22 protein-coding genes are annotated in these 21,166 nt (G+C 38.9%); 7 read left to right on the top strand and 15 right to left on the bottom strand.

Features of this window, described 5'->3' with window-relative positions; all coding sequences use genetic code 11:
• A partial coding sequence (locus FBD94_RS15920) for a DUF4372 domain-containing protein (RefSeq protein WP_131612943.1) occupies nucleotides 1-211 on the bottom strand: 211 nt, incomplete at its 3' end.
• Between the two features lie 219 nt (nucleotides 212-430).
• On the opposite strand from FBD94_RS15920, the gene FBD94_RS15915 reads away from it, so the two are divergent.
• Nucleotides 431-1,420, top strand: coding sequence for an alpha/beta fold hydrolase (locus FBD94_RS15915; RefSeq protein ID WP_136880905.1), 990 nt, complete (start codon nucleotides 431-433; stop codon nucleotides 1,418-1,420).
• Nucleotides 1,421-1,422: 2 nt separating this feature from the next.
• Here the strand turns inward: FBD94_RS15915 and FBD94_RS15910 are convergent, their stop codons facing one another.
• The gene (locus tag FBD94_RS15910; RefSeq protein WP_136880904.1) at nucleotides 1,423-2,205 is read right to left on the bottom strand and encodes a M90 family metallopeptidase; all 783 of its coding nucleotides are present in this window, start codon (nucleotides 2,203-2,205) and stop codon (nucleotides 1,423-1,425) included.
• 3 nt (nucleotides 2,206-2,208) lie between these two features.
• On the bottom strand, nucleotides 2,209-3,222 hold the full coding sequence (locus FBD94_RS15905; RefSeq protein ID WP_136880903.1) for a Gfo/Idh/MocA family oxidoreductase: 1,014 nt from the start codon (nucleotides 3,220-3,222) through the stop codon (nucleotides 2,209-2,211).
• 128 nt (nucleotides 3,223-3,350) lie between these two features.
• Here FBD94_RS15905 and FBD94_RS15900 point away from each other — a divergent pair, with 128 nt between their 5' ends.
• A complete protein-coding gene (locus FBD94_RS15900; protein WP_131607955.1) occupies nucleotides 3,351-3,695 on the top strand; it encodes a hypothetical protein in 345 nt (114 codons plus the stop codon).
• Between the two features lie 92 nt (nucleotides 3,696-3,787).
• Here FBD94_RS15900 and FBD94_RS15895 read toward each other — a convergent pair whose 3' ends face one another.
• From FBD94_RS15895 to FBD94_RS15865, 7 genes are all read right to left on the bottom strand, one after another.
• Nucleotides 3,788-4,468 carry an OmpA family protein gene (locus FBD94_RS15895; RefSeq protein ID WP_131607956.1) on the bottom strand — a complete coding sequence of 227 codons (681 nt, stop codon included), beginning with the start codon at nucleotides 4,466-4,468 and terminating at the stop codon, nucleotides 3,788-3,790.
• 165 nt (nucleotides 4,469-4,633) lie between these two features.
• The gene (locus tag FBD94_RS15890; RefSeq protein ID WP_136880902.1) at nucleotides 4,634-5,332 is read right to left on the bottom strand and encodes an ABC transporter ATP-binding protein; all 699 of its coding nucleotides are present in this window, start codon (nucleotides 5,330-5,332) and stop codon (nucleotides 4,634-4,636) included.
• A 9-nt stretch (nucleotides 5,333-5,341) separates the two neighbouring features.
• Nucleotides 5,342-6,817 carry a DUF5687 family protein gene (locus tag FBD94_RS15885; protein WP_136880901.1) on the bottom strand — a complete coding sequence of 492 codons (1,476 nt, stop codon included), beginning with the start codon at nucleotides 6,815-6,817 and terminating at the stop codon, nucleotides 5,342-5,344.
• A gap of 1 nt (nucleotide 6,818) precedes the next feature.
• Nucleotides 6,819-8,099: a replication-associated recombination protein A gene (locus FBD94_RS15880; RefSeq protein ID WP_136880900.1), complete on the bottom strand. Its 1,281-nt coding sequence runs from the start codon at nucleotides 8,097-8,099 to the stop codon at nucleotides 6,819-6,821.
• A 42-nt stretch (nucleotides 8,100-8,141) separates the two neighbouring features.
• On the bottom strand, nucleotides 8,142-9,377 hold the full coding sequence (locus tag FBD94_RS15875) for a DEAD/DEAH box helicase (RefSeq protein WP_169472323.1): 1,236 nt from the start codon (nucleotides 9,375-9,377) through the stop codon (nucleotides 8,142-8,144).
• 49 nt (nucleotides 9,378-9,426) lie between these two features.
• Nucleotides 9,427-10,218, bottom strand: a complete 792-nt coding sequence (locus FBD94_RS15870; RefSeq protein ID WP_136880898.1) for a DUF4197 domain-containing protein — start codon at nucleotides 10,216-10,218, stop codon at nucleotides 9,427-9,429.
• Complete coding sequence (locus FBD94_RS15865; RefSeq protein ID WP_136880897.1) at nucleotides 10,215-12,092, bottom strand: vWA domain-containing protein; 1,878 nt, start codon at nucleotides 12,090-12,092, stop codon at nucleotides 10,215-10,217. Before FBD94_RS15865 ends, FBD94_RS15870 begins: the two co-directional genes overlap by 4 nt.
• 97 nt (nucleotides 12,093-12,189) lie before the next feature.
• Between FBD94_RS15865 and FBD94_RS15860 the strand changes: the two genes are divergently transcribed.
• The 5 genes from FBD94_RS15860 to FBD94_RS15840 all read left to right on the top strand — a co-directional run bounded on the left by FBD94_RS15860 (nucleotide 12,190) and on the right by FBD94_RS15840 (nucleotide 15,911).
• Nucleotides 12,190-12,768, top strand: a complete 579-nt coding sequence (locus FBD94_RS15860; protein ID WP_090781396.1) for an RNA polymerase sigma factor — start codon at nucleotides 12,190-12,192, stop codon at nucleotides 12,766-12,768.
• On the top strand, nucleotides 12,761-14,047 hold the full coding sequence (locus tag FBD94_RS15855; protein ID WP_136880896.1) for a carboxypeptidase-like regulatory domain-containing protein: 1,287 nt from the start codon (nucleotides 12,761-12,763) through the stop codon (nucleotides 14,045-14,047). The genes FBD94_RS15860 and FBD94_RS15855 overlap by 8 nt, the downstream gene beginning before the upstream one ends.
• Before the next feature lie 187 nt (nucleotides 14,048-14,234).
• Nucleotides 14,235-14,579 carry a hypothetical protein gene (locus tag FBD94_RS15850; RefSeq protein WP_136880895.1) on the top strand — a complete coding sequence of 115 codons (345 nt, stop codon included), beginning with the start codon at nucleotides 14,235-14,237 and terminating at the stop codon, nucleotides 14,577-14,579.
• 2 nt (nucleotides 14,580-14,581) lie between these two features.
• Nucleotides 14,582-15,076 carry a hypothetical protein gene (locus FBD94_RS15845; RefSeq protein WP_136880894.1) on the top strand — a complete coding sequence of 165 codons (495 nt, stop codon included), beginning with the start codon at nucleotides 14,582-14,584 and terminating at the stop codon, nucleotides 15,074-15,076.
• Nucleotides 15,077-15,473: 397 nt separating this feature from the next.
• Nucleotides 15,474-15,911 (top strand): hypothetical protein, encoded by a 438-nt coding sequence (locus FBD94_RS15840; protein ID WP_136880893.1) that lies wholly within the window; start codon nucleotides 15,474-15,476, stop codon nucleotides 15,909-15,911.
• 473 nt (nucleotides 15,912-16,384) lie between these two features.
• Here the strand turns inward: FBD94_RS15840 and FBD94_RS15835 are convergent, their stop codons facing one another.
• The 5 genes from FBD94_RS15835 to FBD94_RS15815 form a co-directional block, all read right to left on the bottom strand.
• On the bottom strand, nucleotides 16,385-17,398 hold the full coding sequence (locus tag FBD94_RS15835; RefSeq protein WP_136880892.1) for an inorganic phosphate transporter: 1,014 nt from the start codon (nucleotides 17,396-17,398) through the stop codon (nucleotides 16,385-16,387).
• Nucleotides 17,399-17,408: 10 nt separating this feature from the next.
• The gene (locus FBD94_RS15830; RefSeq protein ID WP_169472322.1) at nucleotides 17,409-18,050 is read right to left on the bottom strand and encodes a DUF47 domain-containing protein; all 642 of its coding nucleotides are present in this window, start codon (nucleotides 18,048-18,050) and stop codon (nucleotides 17,409-17,411) included.
• An 86-nt stretch (nucleotides 18,051-18,136) separates the two neighbouring features.
• Nucleotides 18,137-19,162: a sensor histidine kinase gene (locus FBD94_RS15825; RefSeq protein WP_136880890.1), complete on the bottom strand. Its 1,026-nt coding sequence runs from the start codon at nucleotides 19,160-19,162 to the stop codon at nucleotides 18,137-18,139.
• 72 nt (nucleotides 19,163-19,234) lie between these two features.
• Nucleotides 19,235-19,882, bottom strand: coding sequence for an HD domain-containing protein (locus tag FBD94_RS15820; protein WP_136880889.1), 648 nt, complete (start codon nucleotides 19,880-19,882; stop codon nucleotides 19,235-19,237).
• An 18-nt stretch (nucleotides 19,883-19,900) separates the two neighbouring features.
• Entirely contained in the window at nucleotides 19,901-21,094 is a 1,194-nt protein-coding gene (locus FBD94_RS15815) for a THUMP domain-containing class I SAM-dependent RNA methyltransferase (protein WP_136880888.1), read from the bottom strand.
• Nucleotides 21,095-21,166 lie beyond the last annotated feature (72 nt).

The raw sequence follows: 21,166 nt of genomic DNA, 5'->3' as shown, positions 1-21,166 counted from the left end.
AGGCCTTCATTCCACTTACAACTTCACGGCTACTTGTGCATTTGTTCAATGCGCAGTATAGCATCGTTATTAAATGGGTATAAGTGTCAAAATGCTTATAGTAGTGATCGTGTTTACCGGCACGGGCAATGGATTTAATCTTGCCCCGATCCAGCAAATTTAACAGTTGATTTAGTATGGGCTGTCCGGTAAAAAATATACTTTTGCTCATGTTGATGTTTTTAAGTGTGGTAACTCAAATATATCAACAATGGGCTAGCTTAACAGCTAGCCCAAAATTTTATCCGGACAACAGTGAATTTTTTTCAGGATGACGAACTGACTAATGATACAGCCTATACAACTATAATTCCCTTATTTTGCACAAAAAAATAAATAATGCTTAAGTTTAGAACTTTCGCTTCCTTTTATTGTTGCTTTAAAAAAAACTATGTTAAAAAGACTATCACTTTCCATTTTGGCCATTCTTTGTTTGGTTATCGCTGCACAGGCTCAAAAAACAGATACTTTATCCATCACTTTAGAAAATGTTAAATACGGTTATCCCGTAAAGTATTTCCCTATAGCTGTAGAAGGGCAGGATGTGCGCATGGCCTACATGGATGTTGCGCCTACGCAAATGGCAAATGGCAGAACAGTGATGCTTTTTCATGGTAAAAACTTTGGTGGGTATTATTGGACTGAAGTGATCAAAGCTTTAACTAGCCGAGGATTTAGAGTGATTGTTCCAGATCAGATTGGTTTTGGTAAATCTTCAAAACCTTTCATTCATTACAGTTTTCATCAAATGGCAGCCTGGAATAAAGCTTTACTTGATACCCTGGGTATCCAAAAAGCAAGTGTGCTAGGTCATTCAATGGGCGGAATGTTGGCTACCCGTTTTGCGCTGATGTATCCTGGACAAACAGAGAAGTTGTTACTTGAAAATCCTATAGGACTAGAAGATTACCGTCTTTTTGTCCCTTATGTAAACACCGATCAACAGTATTCAACGGAGTTGAAAGCTACAGCAGAGAGCATTAAAAAATACTACCAAAGCTCTTATTTTACGGTTTGGAAGCCTGAATATGAAGAGTTGGTACGAATAGCTGCTGGAGTAACCAATAGTGCTGATTTTCCAAGATGGGCAAAGGTTGCCGCAATGACTTATACCATGATCTATGAGCAACCAGTTGTACACGAGTTCATCAATGTAAGAGTACCAACCGTTTTGTTTATCGGAAAACAAGATAAAACCATCGTAGGGAAAGGTTTACTTAGCCCTGATCAACAGGTTTTATACGGACAGTATAGGTTTTTAGGAAAGCAAACCGCGGCTAAGATCCCAGGTGCTAAAATTATTGAATTTGATGGCTGTGGCCATATCCCTCATGTAGAAATCCCTACAGAGTTTGTTGTTGCATTGTTAGGTAGTCTTTAAAACTATTTACTGGCAAGATCTTGTAAAAAGGTATCCGACAAGATCTGGTATAGTTCTGGGTGTTTATCTTTTAACTGTTTAGGGTTTTCGAAAAAGTATTCGGATACTACAGCAAAAAATTCAGCCTCATTTGTAACGGCATAAGGGTTAATATCCGACTTGCCTTTTTCTATTTGCTGCATTTCCTGATGAATCATTTTTATCCATGGTACAGCGTATTCGTGCTTCATCAGGTTATCCGGAACACCGTCTGTTGCACCATCCGATTTATCGAGGAGGTGCACAAACTCATGAATAGCTGTATTTTCTTTATCGACTGCATTGGAAAACCCATGCAATAATGCCGAGCGAGATAAGATCATTTGCCCATTCATATAACCTTCACCAACCATACCAAGGATATTTCTTTCTGCGCCTTCAAATTGAAAATCTTTATTAAAGGTGTCTGGGTATAACAACACACTCGATAGGTTTTTGTACTTCCAATCTTCAAAACCAAACACCGGAATAATGGCGCTAGAAGCAACCAATACCCGGTCTAATGGATTTATTTCAAGATCTATCCCTTCTATCCTTACGTAGCTTAAAAATACGGCTATTTTATCTTCAAATTTCCCTTTATCTACTGGACTTAGCTGTTGGTAAAAATGGACATGCTGTGAAAGCTGATCAGTTTCGGCTGCGCTAAGCGTTGGAATAGATTTCGATTTAAAAGGATTGCCCCGAATAATAAAGTAAACAACAATGATAAATAACGGAATTAGGAAGAAGAGAATCGTGTTCATAGCCTATGATTCCAGGATTTCCAATTGTGTAATGATTTGTTCCTCTGTAATTGGGTAGGCCACCTGATTGGTAATACGCTGATACATGGCCTCAAATAAAGGAATATAATCTCCTTTTAGGGACGGTATTAAGTGTTGAACTTTATTGCCCTGTTCATCTATAAGCGTGAGTTTACCTGCTCTTCCCGGAAGTTCAACTCCATACATAGGATCTGTAAGCTTCATGCCCTGCAGCAATTGCTCTTCCTGTACATCAGAACGGTCTTTTATAAATGAACCATGGCTGCCATGCAATACAAATGCAGGTAAGGGATCCGCTACCAAAAGATTAGCATGTACAAAAACATTAACACTGTTTGGATAGCTCAAATGAATGGAGAAATAATCATTCACTTTAGTGTCTTTGCGATTTTCACCTAGTATTTTATGAGATGAATCCGGCTTCCCAAATATACTGATCACTTGATCAAGCAAATGTGGGCCCAGGTCGTAAATCAATCCACTGGCGGCAATAGGTTGTTCTTTAAATGTTTTCGGACCGATATCAGCACGGTAACGGTCAAACCTGAAATGTACTTCATTCAGTTTACCTAGTTGTCCGCTCTCAATTACCTCTCGCACCGAACTAAAATCACTATCCCATCTTCTGTTTTGGTAAACAAACACCTGTTTGTCTACACTTTTAGCTAAGTCAAAGATTTCTTTAGCTTCTGCCGAGGTCGCCGTGAATGGTTTTTCGACCAAAATATGTTTACCCGCTTTTAGCGCCTTTGTGGCATAATCAAAATGCGTGTAATTGGGGGTATTTATAATAATAAGGTCAATTTTCTCGTCAGCAATCAGGTCCTCAATCGTATTGTAGCTAATGATTCCCGGGTAAATAGCAGCTGCATTTTTTTGGTTACGCTCGGTTACGGCATGTAGTTTAAATCCGGGATGTTTATCTATAAATGGGGCATGGAAAACTTTTCCAGACATTCCAAAGGCCATTATGCCAGTTACAATTTCTGTATTCATTTGCAAAATTTTGTTTGATGATTTTTAAGGTTTATGTAATCTACCGTGTGCTAAATTTAGTGAAATCACTTTACTATTCGCCAAAGTTTATTGTAATAAAACTGGGAGGCTAATTGTATCTTTGTAGTATGAAGCCTGCAGAAACACATGCAAAATGGAAAGTTTTGCAAGAAAGAATAGCGAAGGAGTTTGATTCTGATATTCCGGATTTAAAGGTAATGCTGTTTTTAATTGGAGTACAGGAACTTGGAAAAGGGCCTGGTAAATACAGTAAGCGCCAAAAAGAGGAATTGATGCACATCGCTACCTGTCGCTTGTTAAGTGAAATGGGATTCTATGAACTAGAAGGTCAGGATCAGGATGGCTGGCCACATTGGAAATTAGTAAAGCCGGTTCCATCTTTTGCGATGATGGAGCAGGAATTGTTACTTAAGTCACTGGCTATACATTATTTTGAAGATATCTACGATTAGATTCCTAAATAATAAAACGTTTAAAAATGAAAAACCCGAAGTACAATGTACAACGGGTTTTCGTTTTTATAGGGAGATGTAAATGTGATGAACTATCTTCCAGCTGTCTGAGCTTCTTTTTTCAGTTGATCGTTAGCAACGATAACAACCTCAACTCTACGGTTTGCAGCTCTTCCTGCTTCAGTTGTATTATCTGCAATTGGCTCAGAAAATCCTTTACCTAAAGTGATCAAACGTGATGACGGAACACCTTGAGAAACTGCGTAAGCCTTTACAGCTGCGGCTCTTCTTTCAGATAAAGCCATATTATATGACTCAGCACCTTTATTGTCGGTATGGCCAATTACTTTAATATCTGTTCCAGGATATTGATTTAATGAGTTAGCTAAAGATTTAACATTTGTTTTTGCTTGTGCAGTTAAATCTGATTTATCAAAACCAAACAAGATACCGCTATCAAACTTAACAATGATACCTTCACCTTCGCGAATTACCTCAGCATTAGGAATAGCATTTTGTATTTCGGCAGCTTGTTTATCCATTCTTTTTCCGATAAAACCACCTGCAGTACCGCCAACAGCTGCACCAATAATTGCACCTACGGCTGTATTACCAGCTTTTTTACCGATAATAGCACCAAGAACACCACCCGCTGCAGCACCTATTCCTGCTCCTTTTTGTGTCTTTGTTAAACTATCGCATCCTTGGAATGCCATTGAACCAACGGCTAGAGCGATACTAAGTGTTGCTATTTTAAATTTTGAAGTCACCATAACATTATCATTTGTTTAGGGCAACCGTAAATCAAACCTAATGCCAAGTTTTATTGTTTCCGAAATAAAGGTGCAGAGATGCCCAAAAAAACCACAAAAAAAGTGAGTGGTGTATAAAATAATGGTAGGTAACTTTAACGTGACTATAATTCTAGACAGTATATTTTATTCAGAAAAGTATTCTTCCAGTTCCTTTAATGTGTTTTCGTCTTTATTGAAATCTTTGATAATTAGCCCCTTTTCTAATAAAATGATTCGGTCGCAAACATCTGTAACATGGTTTAAATCGTGACTGGAAATTAAGGTGGTTAGCGCGTGCTCATTTTTTAACGACCTAATTAATGTTTTAAGCCTGATTTGCGTTGTCGGGTCAAGATTAGCAAAGGGTTCATCCAATACCAATAATTCCGGTTTTTGCATCAATGCAGCAGCAATACCAATCTTGTTTTGATTTCCTTTAGAAAAATCCCGGATGTATTTCCCCTTATTTAAGACCTCGCCGTTAAAGAATTCTTCATATTGCTTCAGGTAGTCCATTACATGAGCCGGACTAAAATGGTGAAGACTTCCAATAAATATAAAATACTCTTCAGCCGTTAGGTAGTCAATTAAAAAACCTTCATCTAGATAAGAAGCTGTATAGGTCTTCCATTCGTCATTACCCGCCACATTTTTACCTTTCGAGCGTACTTCTCCTTGATTGGGACGAATCAGATCCAGTACAATTCTGAAGAGGGTAGTTTTTCCTGCGCCATTATTGCCAACAAGTCCAACAGTTTCTCCGGCATTGATTTTTAAATCATCAATGTTTACAACAGTTTTATTGCCGTATACCTTCTTTAAGTCTGTAATTTCTAAAATCATGATTTTTCTTTAAAGTTCTCTAAAGCCCTCAGCAATTTTATACCTTCTTTTATTCAGTTCATTTACCAGAAAATTAACCCAAAAACTGCGGGTACATAATGCAACGAGACCAAAAAAGGCTAAACAAGCAATACCCCAATAAGGATGTCCATTTAATGCAAAAGGTAAATAAAAAGCATAGGGAATCAAAAAATAAGGAACCATTAATATAAACTGGCTGGCACTAACACCTTGATAGTTAAATGTAGAGCCTTTACTTAAATCAATAGCTTTAGCATTCCATGTGGCAAAATAAAGCACGATAACGGTTCCAATACCTATGTTATAGCAGTAAGCTGCAAACTGTATAAACAAGATTTTAGGGCTTATCAATCCGTAAAAGCTGGTAATTATCGCTACTATAGTAGATATGGTAGTAAACAATAGAAATTTGGCTTTTATAAAGTGCTTAAGATTGGTTTTGTTAACCATTAAGCCATCAAAATGGGCCGCCTGCCAGCCAAACATAAACTGACCGTAAATACTAATGCTACTCCCCGTTATAAATACCGCCGCAAAAAGCATCATTCCGATATCATCCTTTTCCAGGAGTAATTTTTTATAAAAAAGAAAGCCATAAAGCATGAAAACCAAGCTCATAATCAATGCTGATCGGGTTCTTTTATGTCTGAGAATTAATTTAAGCTCCAATGCCGCCAATACACCCACTGCGCCAAACCTGTCCAGAAAAGGGTAGGCCGTGCTTACTTTTTTTTCTTGTGCAGTACTTAGCTCCTCGGTGTACATATTGCGCTGCAAATACTTACCATTTATGATATACATAAGTAGGGCAACAATTGTAAAAGCAAAAGCCGTTGCGGGATGTAAAGTGATAAAGCTAAATAAGCGATTGGATATTTCAGTAATGGATAGGATTTTGAAATATTCGAGTAGTGCCAGACTCGCAATTACCATCACAACTCCAATAATCGCATTTACATTTACTGTAGTTAGGCGTTTGATGTACATGGCCGTAAAATTATTAAAGGCAGATAAGGAAAGGATGGAGATAACGTACATGATCGCAACAAATGGACCGTATACCTCAGCAATTGCAGTGCAGCAAAAGGGAATAAAAATAAATAGGGGTAAAATGTTAAAAGCACTAAACAACGATCTAACATTTAGAAAGTTCACTATTTTTTGTTTCGGAATCCTCAAATGTAGGTAAGGGACAATGCTTAAAGTTGGCAATTCCTGTAGTTGCAGGCGCATTAAAAAATCGACAGCAAAATAGTAAAGAATTAAACCGTTAAAAACATAGAATACATCTTTTCCAGGTAACAGCTTACCGATGATCAACTCCATTCCAAATCCCACAAGGATGGCAAGCGCCAGTAGATAAAGGATAACAAAGCCTAGAAATAGCTGCGCGGCTATACTTGTACCCTTGTTTCTTGAACGCCAAAAGGCTTTCCATTGGTGATTTAGAAAGGTCGACAGCATATTAATAATTGTATTTATTTTTCCAATTTTTTCTCAACTGTTCCCTTAGTTTTTCCTCAGCAGGATTATTCCCGGGATCATATAATTTTGTGCCACTCAATTTCTCAGGTAAATACTCCTGTTCAGCGAAATTTCCTTCATAACCATGTGAGTATTTATAGTCTTTTCCATAACCAATATTCTTCATCAGTTTGGTTGGGGCATTCCGAATGTGTAATGGGACAGGTAAATTTCCGGTTTGTTTTACCAATGCCTGAGCTTTATTTATAGCTTCGTAGGCTGCATTGCTTTTTACAGAGGAAGCCATATAAGTGACCGCTTGAGAAAGGATGATCCTTGATTCAGGAAAACCGATCACATTAACCGCCTGAAAGCAATTGTTTGCGAGCAGCAAAGCGTTGGGATTGGCATTGCCAATGTCTTCAGATGCAAGAATAAGTAGTCTTCTGGCAATAAATAGCGGGTCTTCACCACCTTCAATCATTCTGGCTAGCCAGTAAACGGCTCCATTGGGGTCGCTACCTCTTATCGATTTTATAAAAGCAGAAATGATGTCGTAATGCTGTTCCCCAGCTTTGTCGTACAATGCCAGATTTTGCTGGGCATGTGCCAAAACATTTTCATTGGTAAGCGTTATTTTGTTGCCACCAATACCGTTAACGGCAATTTCGAGTACGTTGAGTAATTTTCTGGCGTCACCACCAGATAAACGAATTAAGGCTTCGTGCTCCTTAATGGTGATTTTTTTGTCTTTGAGAAGGATGTCTTGCTTAATAGCGGTTTGTAGTAGACCGGCAAGTTCATCCTCGTCCAACGCTTTTAGGATGTATACCTGACACCGGGACAAGAGTGCTGAGATGACTTCGAAAGAAGGATTTTCTGTAGTTGCGCCAATTAAAGTAACCAAGCCACGCTCTACAGCACCTAATAAGCTATCCTGTTGCGATTTACTAAATCGATGAATCTCGTCTATAAATAGGATGGGTAAGCCCATCAAGCTGTCTTTCAATAAGGCTGCCCGATCTATAACGTCCCTAATGTCTTTAACGCCAGAGTTAATGGCACTCAAGTTAAAAAAAGGACGGTCTAGTGTTTGCGAAATGATGTAGGCAAGTGTTGTTTTTCCTACTCCAGGAGGCCCCCAAAAAATCATTGAGGGTAGTTGACTACTTTGTATGGCCTTTCTTAATACTGCATCGGGCCCTACCAAGTGTTTTTGCCCAACGTATTCGTCCAGATTCTGTGGGCGCATACGTTCGGCTAAAGGAGGGAGATTTTGCATAAAAGTAAAGATACAAAAATGTCGGTTATCCCCCCGTGGTAATTACTGTGCTTTTGGTTTCTTGTTCCAGAATTTGCGTTTTGGCTTTCCTGAATCGGGTTTTCTGGTGGGTCTTGGTGCTGATGGATCAAAAGGTACTTCGGCAGGAGCTTCGCCTAAATGTTCAGGTAAAGGCATCCTTTCAATCTGCTTTTCGATCAGCTTTTCGATGCTGGCTAATTTGCGTTTGTCTCTGCTGTTAACCAATGTAATCGCAGTGCCTTTAGTTGCAGCTCTGGCAGTACGACCAATACGGTGTACATAGTCTTCTGCATCATGAGGCACATCAAAGTTAACCACCAGGTCTATACCTTCCACATCAATACCGCGACTTAAAACATCGGTACCAATAAGAATGGGTAGTTGTCTGTTTTTAAACTTCAGCAATATGCTTTCTCTTTCTTTTTGTCCTAGATCAGAGTGAAAAGCTTCTGTTTTAAGTCCCAGGTTTCTGAATACTTTGCCAAGATTTTTTACTTTCTCTTTAGTTGATGCAAAAACAATGATGCTTTTAAATTCATCCGTTTTTAACAGACTGCTCAATAAAGGCACTTTTTGTTCATCATGCACCATGTATACCTGTTGTGAAATACCCTCAGCAGGTTTAGAAATAGCAAGACTAATCTGTTCTGGATTATTTAATAATGTTGAGGCCAGCTTCCTGATTTTTGGAGGCATCGTTGCCGAGAACATCACTGTTTGTCTAACTTGTGGTAGGTAACTTACAATGCGTACAATGTCATCATAAAAACCCATGTCAAGCATTCTGTCCGCCTCATCCAGTACCAGATGCTGCAACTGATCCAGTTTCAAAACACCCGAAGAAAGGTGAGAAATCAATCGACCAGGTGTTGCAATAATGATGTCTACACCTTCGCGCATCGATCGCTTTTGCTGCTCGTAGGCAATGCCATCTCCGCCACCATACACCGTTAACGAACTGATGTTGGTGAAATAGGAAAGTGCCTCTACCTGCAAGTCTATTTGCTGGGCAAGTTCCCTTGTTGGGGCTAGTATCAATGTATTGTTATGACGTTCCTCGGTACCGGCAATCATATTCATGATGGGTAAAAGGTAGGCGCCTGTTTTTCCGGTTCCCGTTTGTGCGCAGGCAATTAAGTCTTTCTTATCTAAAATAAGTGGAATTGCTTGCTGCTGGATTGGGGTTGCATTACGAAACCCCATTGCTAATAACCCTTCTAATAAGTCAGGGTTAAAATTAAAATCTTTAAAATCCAATATACTTTTATGTTGTTAGTATTTACCGTATAAAAGTAACCTTTTTATTTTACTTATTCTTATCTGCGTAGCCAAACACCTTTTGTAAGAGCGAAGTAGACCTCGATCCTAGGTTATCTCTGATCTTAAGTTCTTCCTGCGCTACCTGTATAAACATGCCATCAATAGCCTTTTGTGCTACATAAGCTGAAAGATCTGTGTTCAGTGGTTTCACCATCGGAAGTTTGTTATACTGACCAGTTGCATCTCCCCAATATTTAGTCGCCCCAACTTTTGCAAGACTGGTATTAATTACGGGTTTAAACTTTTCCATCAGTTGAGAAGTGGTTACTCTTTTAAAATAATCAGTTGCCGCATCTTTGTTTCCTAATAATATATTGGTAGCATCCGTAATGGTCATTTGCTTAATTGCAGAAACGAAAATTGGTTTAGCTTCCTTTGCTGCATCTTCAGCAGCACGATTCAAGCTTAAAATCACATTATCTGCTAGTTTACCCATACCCAGTGAACGCAAGGTTTTGTCTACTTTTTGTGCTTCAGGCGGAAAAAGGATCTTTACTGCTAAGTTGCCCATAAAACCGTCTTTTGCCGAAAGCAAGTCTGCTCCACGTGAAGTTCCGATTTCTAATGCTTGTTTAATAGCCGAAGCCATATCTAATGTGCTAGGTGTTCCAGTTGTACTATTGCTAGTTGTTGTCGTCGTAGTAGTTGTGGTACTACTTTTAGTAACTCCAGCTACTTTTTTCAAAACATCGCCTAGTTTAGACTGAGCCTGAGTTGTAGTGGTGTTCATTAAAAAGCAAGCCGAAAGGCCTAGGTAAACAAGTTTTATGCGTTTCATTCGTTATGCGTTATTGATTTTTTATCCGAAGATAGCAAATCTTCGGCCATTAATTTAGCCGATTTAGCCAGTTTAATAAATTCTGAGCGATAACCTTCCTGGTCATTGCCCATGGCTTGTGCCGCGGTACGGATGACATGATCAAATGATGCATTTTGTTTAAAATCAGATTGTCTTAGCAGCATCCCAAATTCTGCAACACTCGCGGCAAAACGGAAATTGTTGCTAGCATTTTCAAAAGGGGCCGAATGATCAATAATTGCTTCTTGAATCAATTTACTGGAACTTCCGTCAGGCTCTTTGTAACGCAGTTTTACGGTAAGCATTTCTTGACTGCCTTTGCTTGTTTTTTTATTTTCCTGATATTTTAAATCATCAACAGCGCCAGCGAAGCTACTCTTTACGCCTGTTGGAATCACTTCATACAAAGCCGTTACAGTATGCCCGGAGCCTAATTCGCCCGCATCTTTTCTGTCGTCGTTAAAATCTTTATCTTCCAGCAGTCTGTTTTCGTAACCAATTAAACGGTAAGCCTGCACCTTGTCTGGGTTAAATTCAACCTGTAGTTTTACATCTTTTGCAATGGTAAACAATGTGCCTCCAAACTCATTGATTAGTACTTTACGGGCTTCGTTGATGTTATCTATGTAAGCGTAATTGCCATTGCCTTTATCAGCAAGGGTTTCCATTTTGCTATCTTTTGTATTGCCCATTCCATAGCCCAATACAGTTAAAAAGATACCAGTTTTGCGTTTTTCTTCAATCAGACTTTGCATGTCCTTATCGCTTGATGCGCCAACATTGAAATCGCCATCCGTTGCCAGGATTACCCTGTTATTACCTTCCTTAATGAAGTTTTGTCCAGCTACTTTATAAGCCAGCTCAATTCCTGCACCACCTGCGGTTGATCCGCCTGCACTTAAGCTATTCAAAGCATCCTTAATTTTAGCCTTGTCGCTCCCTGCTGTTGAAGGTAGCGCTAAGCCCGAATTTCCTGCGTATACCACAATGGCAACTTTATCTTTAGCACGAAGCTGATCCGTTAGTAATTTAAATGAAGAAACCAGCAAAGGAAGTTTGTTCGGTTCATTCATGGAACCTGATACATCAATCAAAAATACCAAATTGGATGCAGGAAGATTGTCTGTCGGTATTTTTCTACCCTGTAAGCCAATTTGAACCAGTTTGTGCTTTGTATTCCATGGTGCGCTAGCAATTTCTGTTACAATATTTACTGGGGCTATTCCTTTTGGCTGAGGATATTCATAATCAAAGTAATTGATCATTTCTTCAACCCTTACTGCATCTTTAGGGGGTAAACCACCATTATTTATAAATCGGCGAACGTTGCTGTACGAGGCTGCATCAATATCAATGGAAAAAGTAGATAGTGGGTTTTTAAAAGGGTTTTGAAATCCATTTTCCTGGATAGCGGCGTAGCTTTCTGTATCCTGGGGGGCATTATAAGACTTTGAGTTGTACATGACTGACGGTGAAACGAATGCAACGGAGCCCGTCGTTGCCCTTTTTCCCTTGCCCACATAACCCACAATAATTATTTCGTCTAATCGCTGGTTATCTTGTTCCAAGGCGACATTGATAATTGCAGACTTACCAATCTTTACCTTAAGGGGTTTATAACCAAAAAAAGAAAAATGAAGCTGTTGACTATCATTCTCGACAGAGATACTGTATTTGCCATCAGCGTTTGTCACTACGTGCTTTTTATTGGCTGCTGTGCTTACTATTACTCCTGGAATGGCCTTTCCATCGGTTTTATCGGTAACAACTCCGCTGATCACTTTAATAGATGCACGACTTTCATGGAAGCCAATAAATATCAGCAGAAACAAGGGGAGCAATAATGTTTTCATAATCTTCTGTTTTTTTAATGATGTAGGCTTTGCAGAATTTCCATACCAGTGTCAGAAAATATTTTTATACTTGAACAGATTATGCCTTAAACGCCCATTGAAGTTTATAAAAAATAACGCAAAAATAGAGGAGCAGGATGATGCTGCTTTAATCGCACGCTACAAAAGCGAGAGCGACTTGGGGGCATTGGGTACACTTTACAACAAATACATGCACCTGGTATTTGGGGTTTGTTTAAATTATCTAAAGGACGAGGAGCTGAGTAAGGATGCTGTAATGCAGATTTTTGAAGAATTGGTGTTGAAGCTAAAGATCCACGAGGTACAGAATTTTAAAAGCTGGCTACATGTGTTAACCCGGAACCATTGTTTGATGGCGCTTCGCAAACAATCTAAGCATACTACAGTTTCTATCGATGATACTTTTGTGGAAAACACGGATTTTGTGCATCTTGATATGGATCATACAAAAGAGAACAAGCTAACCGTTATGGAAAAGTGTATGGAAACACTTCCGGAAGAACAGCGTTTGAGTGTGGATCTTTTCTATTTGCAGGAGAAGTGTTATAAAGAAGTTGCAGATATTACGGGCTACGAAATGCTGAAAGTGAAGAGTTATATCCAGAATGGAAAAAGAAATCTTAAAATTTGTATAGAAAAGAATAGTGGTGAATAAGGACTGGTTAGATATAGGCGTTTTAGAGGATTACCTTGATGGTAAGCTTGATGCTAAAACCATGAATAGGGTAGAGCGTGAAGCTTTAGAAGACCCTTTTGTGGCCGAGGCATTGGCGGGCTTAAGCGAATCACCTAAGCGTTCCCTGCAATCTATATCTCTGCTTCAAAAACAGCTACATGAAAGGATTGCGGAGCATCAGTCCGTAAAAAAGACCTCAATAATTACCTGGCAACGTTTAAGTATTGCTGCTACAGCTGCGGTGATGTTTGTGGCTGTGAGTATTATGTTCTGGATGAGGGAAAATAATCATCAGAAAGAACTGGCAGGTCGTGCTAAGAAGGTTGATGTTACGATTGCGCCTAAAGCAGGAGATACTGTTCCTGCTGTAATTGAGACTGCACCTGTCTTGGCTGCCGAATCTGCCGATAAGCAAACAGACAAAGAAATTGATAAGGCCATTGAAGCGGCAAAAACGAATACTTATGCAGCAAGAGTAAAACCAAGGACAAAAGTAGTATCGAGTGTTGCGGATGTAGCACAGCCGTTAAAAGAAGTCGTTATTTCGGCTGCACCGGCTCAGTTTAAAAGGCAGACAATGGCTTCAATGTCTGTTGTAAGCGTTGCTCCTTTACAAAGTACCTTAAACGGTAAAGTGGTTGATGAAAGAGGTCAGCCTTTACCTGGGGTGTCTGTACAGGTTGTGGGGACAAACTTAAGTACGGTGACCAATGCCGAGGGTATGTTTAAAATTGCCGCAGATACTTTAATTAAAGAAGGAACGATTCGTGTTAATTATATCGGTTTTAAAGCTACTGAGGTGCTTGCAAAAGTGAATCAGCCCGTGGCTGTTGCTTTAGTCCCTACTAATTTGGCACTTAATGAGGTGGTAGTTGTGGGTTATGGCAAAGCAAAGAAAGAACAGAACGTAGGCAGCGTCAAGCTTGATGGAGCATTATCTGGTCGGGTTGGTGGCATTGTGATCCGGGGTTCGAGTTCTGTTAATAAGGATACCATGGTTTCTTCTCCTATTGGAGGATGGGAGAAGTTGTTCGCATATATTAAAGCAAACAATGTCTTTGAAAAAGAGACTAAAACAGGTCAGGCAGTTGAACTGAGTTTTAAAATTGATAAAGAAGGAACACCAACGGCCATTGAGATTATCAAAGTTGCAGACGATAAATATGAGCAGGAAGCCATCAGATTAATTCTTAACGGTCCTAAGTGGGAAAAACCAGCTAAGGAAAACAGTAGAGTAACCTTCAAAATAAACTTCTAATAAAGGGTGTTTCCACCACAATCCGCTACAGAATTACATTCTGTAGAACCCTATTGATAAATGCAGCTTTCCATATTTTATAAGGGCTAAATCCAATCTCACGGAGAATAACGTCGAATTTTTGTCAGATAGTGGATTTTTAATTTCTTTCAGGGAGCTTTGCATACATACTTTTCAAAGTAAAGATATGCGGGAAAATACCAATGGTCGTTTACAAGGAAGCAAGTACGATAAGATACTGCGCGAGAATATGCAATTTATTTTGCCTGGCATTATTGAAAAGGTACTTAAGCTGAACATTGTAAAAAGCGCAGAACTTAAAGATAAAATACAAATCACACGACAAAAAGAAGTGGATGCTTTGTATATGGTAACTGATGCCGATGGCGTTTCTAGCATTCTGCAGGTTGAGTTTGAATCTAGTAATAGACCAAAAATGCATTTCAGGATGGCTGAATATCGGTCAATGCTACATCAGATTTACGACCAACCGATAAATCAATATGTAATGTATATGGGGAAGGTGCTTTGAATATGCCATCTAAAATTGATTTGCCAGGGTTTAAATATGAATACAAATTAATATCATTTTCTGAGCTGCCTTATGAGTTGTTTTTATCTTCGGATGAACCGGAGGCGCAATTGCTGGCTGTACTTGCAAATTTTGGAGATAAAGAACCCGCAGAGGTAATACGGGCAATACTAGAAAAAATTGGTAAAGGTGATCCCGATGTGTTAATGGGGAATAAATATTATGAACAATTACGCGTCATTGTTCAGTTACGTAAATTAGATAAAGAATTAGAAATGGCTATGGATTCGGTAAACACATTTTGGAGAAAAGAGCGTGATATTTTATTTAAATGGGGGAAGAAGGAAGGGCTTGAGAAGGGAATCCAAAAAGGAATAGAAAAGGGTGAGCATAAAAAAGCATTGGAAATGGCAAAGGAGATGCTTGTTGAAAAAGAACCTTTGGAGAGAATTGCTAAATACACCAAGCTGTCAATCAAAGAAATAGAGGTATTGTAAATCTACTTCTTAAATTAATAGAGGTTATAACAGTGTATAAAAAACAAAATATCAAGCCAATGAACTAAAGAAATATGAAAAAAAACATGCCAATTACTTCTTAAATGAGGTATTAATTTAAAGAGTCTCTCCTGCCAAATTCTAACAAGTGCTAAGGAAGGGACGATAGATTAATGCCCATAACGAATATTGTTGTACCTTTGAAGGTGCACTATAGCGTTATGGGGTCTGTCGTAAACCCGTTCCTTAGGTCGTTAGAAACCTGGCAGGGCGGTATTTAGAGCTCGCTATAGTTGCATCTTCGTTTTAACCCCACCTGTGGTTAAAACAGCTCGCTAAGCCTCCTGCTGAACTCCCCGCCGAGACTCCTATTATTAACTGTTTAAACAACAATAATATGGAACTCAACGACGAAGAAAACAACGAAAGTCTTTATTTTATTCTAGAACCAAATGCTGAAACGGACATCCCAGTTCATGTAGTTTTTGATGATGCATTTGCTTATTTCAATAGGTTTAGAACATTTAGCGATGCTCAGATTCTGGAATGCCGCCTAAACCCAGGTTTTTACACCGATATCACCAGGGACTGTTATTTTATCCAGCTAGAGAGAAATTCTGATGTATATGTGATTTCACTGGCTAATGACCTCCAACGATCTGAACTGGCAATCAAGGAACATTACTTTTTTGAAGGAGATCAAATTTGCATTTATCTGATGGCACCATGCGAAGAGGAGGCTGTAAAAGCGGCTCGCAAGATCCGTGATAAGGCTATTGCAAATAATGAATTTGTAGCTAAGCCCAGTATAGGGCAAATTTTGGGAAGAGTGTAAGATGAACTTTGCCAGGTATTACTTTGAATAGCTAATGAGAAGGGAATGAGTAGGGAGTAAGTAGGGGGTTGCTTTACCCCTGTGTTACCCTTCCTTTACCGTTGCTATACCCTTGCTTTACCCCTAGGGTATAGCAACCCTAACTCAACCCTAAAGCAAACGTACAGCAATACGCTACTTACTCCCAACTCATTCCCTAGTTACTCCCTACTCATAGTAATACCTGGCAGATGGTTCTATACTGATTATTCGATGATGTAGGCTTAGGCTAGCTCAGACGGGGTATTCCTGATTTTGTTTGTTTTCAGTGGAAGTTATTCCTGAAATCGATTGATTTTGAAAAATGCTTTCCTGAAATTGATTGTTTTGATGAGGTCTTTAAAATTGTTGATAAAGTAAATTAACCCAAAAAGGGCCGTATCAATTGAATGATACAGCCCTTTTTACATAATATGATTGTCTTTGTCTTCTATCTAAAAGAAAAGGTGGATTACGGCATAAACAAGCGCTGCTAGTGTAGCAGAAACAGGAATGGTTAAAACCCATGCCCATAATAAGCTCACTGTAACGCCCCAGCGTACTGCAGAAACTCTTTTTAATAGCCCAACACCAACGATAGAACCGGTAATGGTGTGTGTAGTAGAAACAGGGATACCAAAGTGTTCTGTAATCCCTAAAGTTACCGCACCGGCAGCCTCAGCAGCTACACCTTCAAAAGCATTTACTTTGGTGATCTTTGATCCCATAGTTTTAACAATTTTCCAGCCACCACTCATCGTACCTAACGCAATTGCAGCATAACATGCAATGGGAATCCATTCCGGCATTCTTGTATTTGCCATTGAAGGGTTAACCGAAACAATTGCTACGAAAATAATCCCCATAACCTTCTGTGCATCGTTACCACCGTGGGTAAAGCTCAATGCCGCAGATGAAATTAATTGAAGACGTTTAAACCATTTCTCAGCCACAGATGGCCTTGCATTTTTTGAAATATGTAAGATGATGATGGAAATGATCACCGAGATCAGCATACCAATTACAGGAGCTAATACAATAAATGCGACTACTTTTAAAATAGGAGCAAAGTTAACGGCCGACATAATGCCTGCACCCATGGTGAAAGCTTTAGCCATACCTGCACCTGCGAAACCGCCAATTAATGTATGAGAGGAACTAGAAGGAATACCAAACCACCAGGTAAATAGATTCCAGGTAATGGCTGCAATCAAACCAGCCAAAATAACCTCTAATGTGATGTAATTTTCTACGACTGTTTTAGCAATGGTGTTCGCTACTTTATGATCCGTAAAGTAGAAATAGGCAGCAAAATTAAATACTGCAGCCCACAATACTGCCTGAAAAGGCGAAAGTACTTTTGTGGATACAATAGTTGCAATGGAGTTTGCCGCATCGTGAAAGCCGTTTATGTAATCGAAGGCTATTGCCAAAACGATTACAACGACCAATAAGGTAGTTATTACCATTTCGTTTTTTTTAAGCGTTCTTTACCAAAATAGATTCCAGCACGTTTGCTGCATCTTCACATTTGTCTGTAGCCAATTCTAAAGTCTGCAGTACTTCTTTTTGTTTAATTAGTTCGATCGCGTTGGTCTCGAATTCAAACAAACGGGCAATAGCAAGGTTACAAACATAGTCGGCCTGGTTTTCACCACTGTTGATACGTACGCAGGCATCAGCAATAACACGAATGTTTTTAAAGCTTCTTAATTCTTTAATTGCTTTGTCCAAATCGATACACATTTCCACTAAAAGTTCTGCAAGTTTGATCATTGCATCACCAATGTGGGTTACGTTATATAATTCTATATTGCTTGCCGAAGCGTGAATATAATCTGCAATATCATCAACAGCACTAGCTAGTGCGTGAATATCCTCTCTGTCGAAAGGAGTGATAAAGTTTTTACTTAATTCAAGAAAAATTGAATGGGTAATGTCGTCACCAACATGCTCCAGACGTTCTACCTCCTTAATGTATTCTTTTCTTTTCTCCAGGTCTGATGCGCTCAATGCAAGCAAAAGAGCCTGAGAAATTTTTAATACGTTGCTTCCTGCCTGCTCAAATAGGGGTTGGAATTTCTTGTCTTTCGGGGTAAAGAACTTAAAAATGCTATTCATATTAATTTAAAATATGATGCAAAAGTATGAGTGTAATGTTAAGTTAGTGTTAAGTGTTAACATATTTTTTAAAATAGAAGCAGCTGTTAACCAATCTTTTCAAGTGTAAAGGCAAAGGTTGTTCCAATTTGCAAGGTACTTCTTACGGATATGATTTGCTCATGAGCTTCCAAAATATGCTTCACAATGGCCAATCCAAGCCCTGTACCGCCTTCTTCTCTTGATCTGTGAGAATCTATTCTGTAGAAACGTTCGAACAAACGTGCGAGGTGTTTTTCATCAATGCCAATTCCATCATCTGTTACCTCAATTAAGTACTGATCATGCAATTCAAATATTTTTATTGCAGTATTTCCATGTTCCCTACCATATTTTAAGGAATTGTGGATGAGATTGATCAGTACTTGTCTGATCTTTTCACGGTCAGCCTTAACATAGGCCGGGTGCGTATACTTGTCTTTAAAGGATAGCGTGATATGTCTTTTCTTTGCAGTGTCTTCCAGCCCTTCCATCACTTCTCTGGCGAGTGGCACAAAGTCGAAGCGCTCGTAATTAATAGGGATCTCACCAGTTTCCAGTTTTGAGATTGAATCCAGGTCGTCGATTAGATAACTTAATCGTTCAACGTTCTTTTCGGCTTTGCCTAAAAACTTAACGGCCGTTTCCGGGTCATCAATTAAGCAGTCCTTTAGTGTTTCTATATAGCCTTGGATGGCAAATAACGGAGTTTTAAATTCATGAGATACGTTGGATAAGAATTCTCTTCTAAACTGTTCTTGTTTTTTTAGGACCTCAATCTCTCTTTTCTTAGCGCCAGCCCATTCTTTTACTTCCTGCTCCACATCGTTGATAGGGTCTGAGCTTACATATTCACCTAAAGCGTCTTTTAAATCTTTACCTAACTTCAAATTGTGGATCATTTTATAGATCAGCACTATTTTCGAGTAAATGTATTTCTCGATCAGATAATAAAAGACAGCAAAGCTGGTAATGAAAGTTACCGCAAAGGAAACCAGCATATAATATAAGTCCTTTTGAAAATAGAAATTAACCAAACCTATAGAAAGGCCCACTGCGAAAGCAGTAATTAACACCAATATACTTAATTTCATCCCTAATAAATTTACAGTAAGAGCACGTGCTTAGACTGAGAGCAATTTACAAGATATATTTAAAATTGTGTGTTAAATTTTTCCTTCGCACTCATTATAAAATTGCTCCAGGTAAATTAGCATGAAATCATGGCGTTTTTGGGCAATCTTTTTACCTGCGGCGGTCTTCATCAGGTCTTTCAGTAATAGCAGTTTTTCGTAGAAATGATTTATGGTTGGGCCATTTGAGTTTTTATAGGCTTCCTTGCTCATGTTGAGCTCTGGTTTTATTTCAGGATCATATAAAATTCTGTTTTTATACCCTCCATAAGTAAACGCACGGGCAATTCCGATGGCACCAATGGCATCTAGTCTGTCTGCATCCTGAACCACGTCCAGCTCAATAGATTTAAAAGTGACTTCGCCTAAACTGGCTTTGTAACTTAAGTTTCTGATGATTTGCTGTACGTGCTCAATAATGGAAGGCTCGAGGCTAAGCGAAGTTAAAAAGTCGCCAGCTATTCTTGGTCCAATTTCTTCATCGCCATTGTTAAATTTAGCATCTGCAATATCATGGAGTAGCGCTGCAAGTGCAACAATTAACTCATCAGCTTTTTCAGTAGCATTAATACCTACTGCGTTTTTATAAACGCGTTCTATATGAAACCAGTCGTGACCGGCCTCTGCATTTGCTAGCGTTTGCTTAACAAATTGTATGGTTTGATCAATAATTGAGCTCATTGGTAGCTGGCAGTGTTTTTATTCTGTTGGTTTAATCGGTCTTTCATCATCAGGTCTTCTGCTGCCATCATACAATTCGTATTCTAGCATTCGGCAATCCAGCTTTCCATTATAAAATTCTACTTTTCGATCAGCTTTAAGTCCAATCTTTTTAGCTAGATCAGGGTTTCCTGTAAATATATATCCAGAATAACCCTTGCAATGTTGCTTCATAAAATCACCCATGCGTTTGTAGGTAGCCTCTAATTTAGAGTGTACACCTAATCGCTCACCATACTCGGGGTTAAATACGACAACACCTTTGCCACCTTCAGGAACCTGAGTGTCGGCAAAATCGCATACTTCGAAAGTGATCAGTGTATCTACACCGGCAGTTTTGGCGTTTTTGCGACTGATATCAACTGCATCGTCAGATAAATCCGTAGCGATGATTTGTAGATCAACATTTTTGATTACTTGATCTTTTAATATTCTGCGTTCGGTAAAAAATACTTGCTCATCATATCCCATGATGTGCATGAAGCCATAATTCATACGGAATAATCCAGGGCGACGGTTGGTTGCAATTAAGGCAGCCTCAATAGCCAATGTTCCGGAACCACACATTGGATTTACAAATGGTGATTTTTGATCCCATTTAGTGCTCAATACTACAGCTGCAGCCAATGCTTCAAGCATAGGTGCTTTTCCTGGGATCTTTCGGTAGCCATGTTTAGCTAAGGTTTCGCCAGAAGTATCGATAAATATGTCAGCCTCGCTGTCTTTCCAATATAGATGGACAACCGCTTTATTGGCATCAGAACCCGAATTTGGGCGGATACCTTTTTTCTCTTTAATCCTGTCAACTATAGCATCTTTTACCTTTAAGTTGGCAAAAAGTGGAGTGGTAATAGTTGGGTTATCCACATTTGAAGTTACAGAGAAATAACCTGAAAAATCGATCAATTCTTCCCATGGCATATCCACCATTTCGCGATATAATTCTTCCGGATTATTAGCCTTAAAACTCTTCAAACAGTATAAAATCTGGCTTGCACACCTTAGATTAAGGTTTAGCTTAATGCATTCAGACAGGGTGATGTTCAGTTCTACGCCTGTAGGGAAATCTCTTACGATTTCATAACCCAGGTCTTTAACCTCCCCTAATAAATAAGGAGAAAGGCGCTTATTGCAGGTTATAATAACCTTACTTTTTGTGTGGAAAACTTGCATAATTTATTGTGCGAAGTTATCAATAAAAATATAGAGATTTGAACTTTGTAGTAGAATAAACGAGTATTTGTT

It is taken from the genome of Pedobacter hiemivivus (genome assembly GCF_005144565.1).
In the GTDB taxonomy this organism is placed as follows: Bacteria; Bacteroidota; Bacteroidia; order Sphingobacteriales; family Sphingobacteriaceae; genus Pedobacter; species Pedobacter hiemivivus.
The sequence above is the reverse complement of the archived record's forward strand: the minus strand, read 5'-3'. Positions and strand labels throughout refer to the sequence as shown.

What these genes read in the sequence shown, in the direction of transcription:
- FBD94_RS15825 (WP_136880890.1), bottom strand. Translation starts at nt 19,162, where the DNA reads ATGAAATTAAGTATATTGGTGTTAATTACTGCTTTCGCAGTGGGCCTT.
- FBD94_RS15850 (WP_136880895.1), top strand. Translation starts at nt 14,235, where the DNA reads ATGCGGGAAAATACCAATGGTCGTTTACAAGGAAGCAAGTACGATAAG.
- FBD94_RS15895 (WP_131607956.1), bottom strand. Translation starts at nt 4,468, where the DNA reads ATGGTGACTTCAAAATTTAAAATAGCAACACTTAGTATCGCTCTAGCC.
- FBD94_RS15840 (WP_136880893.1), top strand. Translation starts at nt 15,474, where the DNA reads ATGGAACTCAACGACGAAGAAAACAACGAAAGTCTTTATTTTATTCTA.
- FBD94_RS15880 (WP_136880900.1), bottom strand. Translation starts at nt 8,099, where the DNA reads ATGCAAAATCTCCCTCCTTTAGCCGAACGTATGCGCCCACAGAATCTG.
- FBD94_RS15830 (WP_169472322.1), bottom strand. Translation starts at nt 18,050, where the DNA reads ATGAATAGCATTTTTAAGTTCTTTACCCCGAAAGACAAGAAATTCCAA.
- FBD94_RS15885 (WP_136880901.1), bottom strand. Translation starts at nt 6,817, where the DNA reads ATGCTGTCGACCTTTCTAAATCACCAATGGAAAGCCTTTTGGCGTTCA.
- FBD94_RS15865 (WP_136880897.1), bottom strand. Translation starts at nt 12,092, where the DNA reads ATGAAAACATTATTGCTCCCCTTGTTTCTGCTGATATTTATTGGCTTC.
- FBD94_RS15890 (WP_136880902.1), bottom strand. Translation starts at nt 5,332, where the DNA reads ATGATTTTAGAAATTACAGACTTAAAGAAGGTATACGGCAATAAAACT.
- FBD94_RS15845 (WP_136880894.1), top strand. Translation starts at nt 14,582, where the DNA reads ATGCCATCTAAAATTGATTTGCCAGGGTTTAAATATGAATACAAATTA.
- FBD94_RS15905 (WP_136880903.1), bottom strand. Translation starts at nt 3,222, where the DNA reads ATGAATACAGAAATTGTAACTGGCATAATGGCCTTTGGAATGTCTGGA.
- FBD94_RS15820 (WP_136880889.1), bottom strand. Translation starts at nt 19,882, where the DNA reads ATGAGCTCAATTATTGATCAAACCATACAATTTGTTAAGCAAACGCTA.
- FBD94_RS15900 (WP_131607955.1), top strand. Translation starts at nt 3,351, where the DNA reads ATGAAGCCTGCAGAAACACATGCAAAATGGAAAGTTTTGCAAGAAAGA.
- FBD94_RS15915 (WP_136880905.1), top strand. Translation starts at nt 431, where the DNA reads ATGTTAAAAAGACTATCACTTTCCATTTTGGCCATTCTTTGTTTGGTT.
- FBD94_RS15835 (WP_136880892.1), bottom strand. Translation starts at nt 17,398, where the DNA reads ATGGTAATAACTACCTTATTGGTCGTTGTAATCGTTTTGGCAATAGCC.
- FBD94_RS15815 (WP_136880888.1), bottom strand. Translation starts at nt 21,094, where the DNA reads ATGCAAGTTTTCCACACAAAAAGTAAGGTTATTATAACCTGCAATAAG.
- FBD94_RS15870 (WP_136880898.1), bottom strand. Translation starts at nt 10,218, where the DNA reads ATGAAACGCATAAAACTTGTTTACCTAGGCCTTTCGGCTTGCTTTTTA.
- FBD94_RS15910 (WP_136880904.1), bottom strand. Translation starts at nt 2,205, where the DNA reads ATGAACACGATTCTCTTCTTCCTAATTCCGTTATTTATCATTGTTGTT.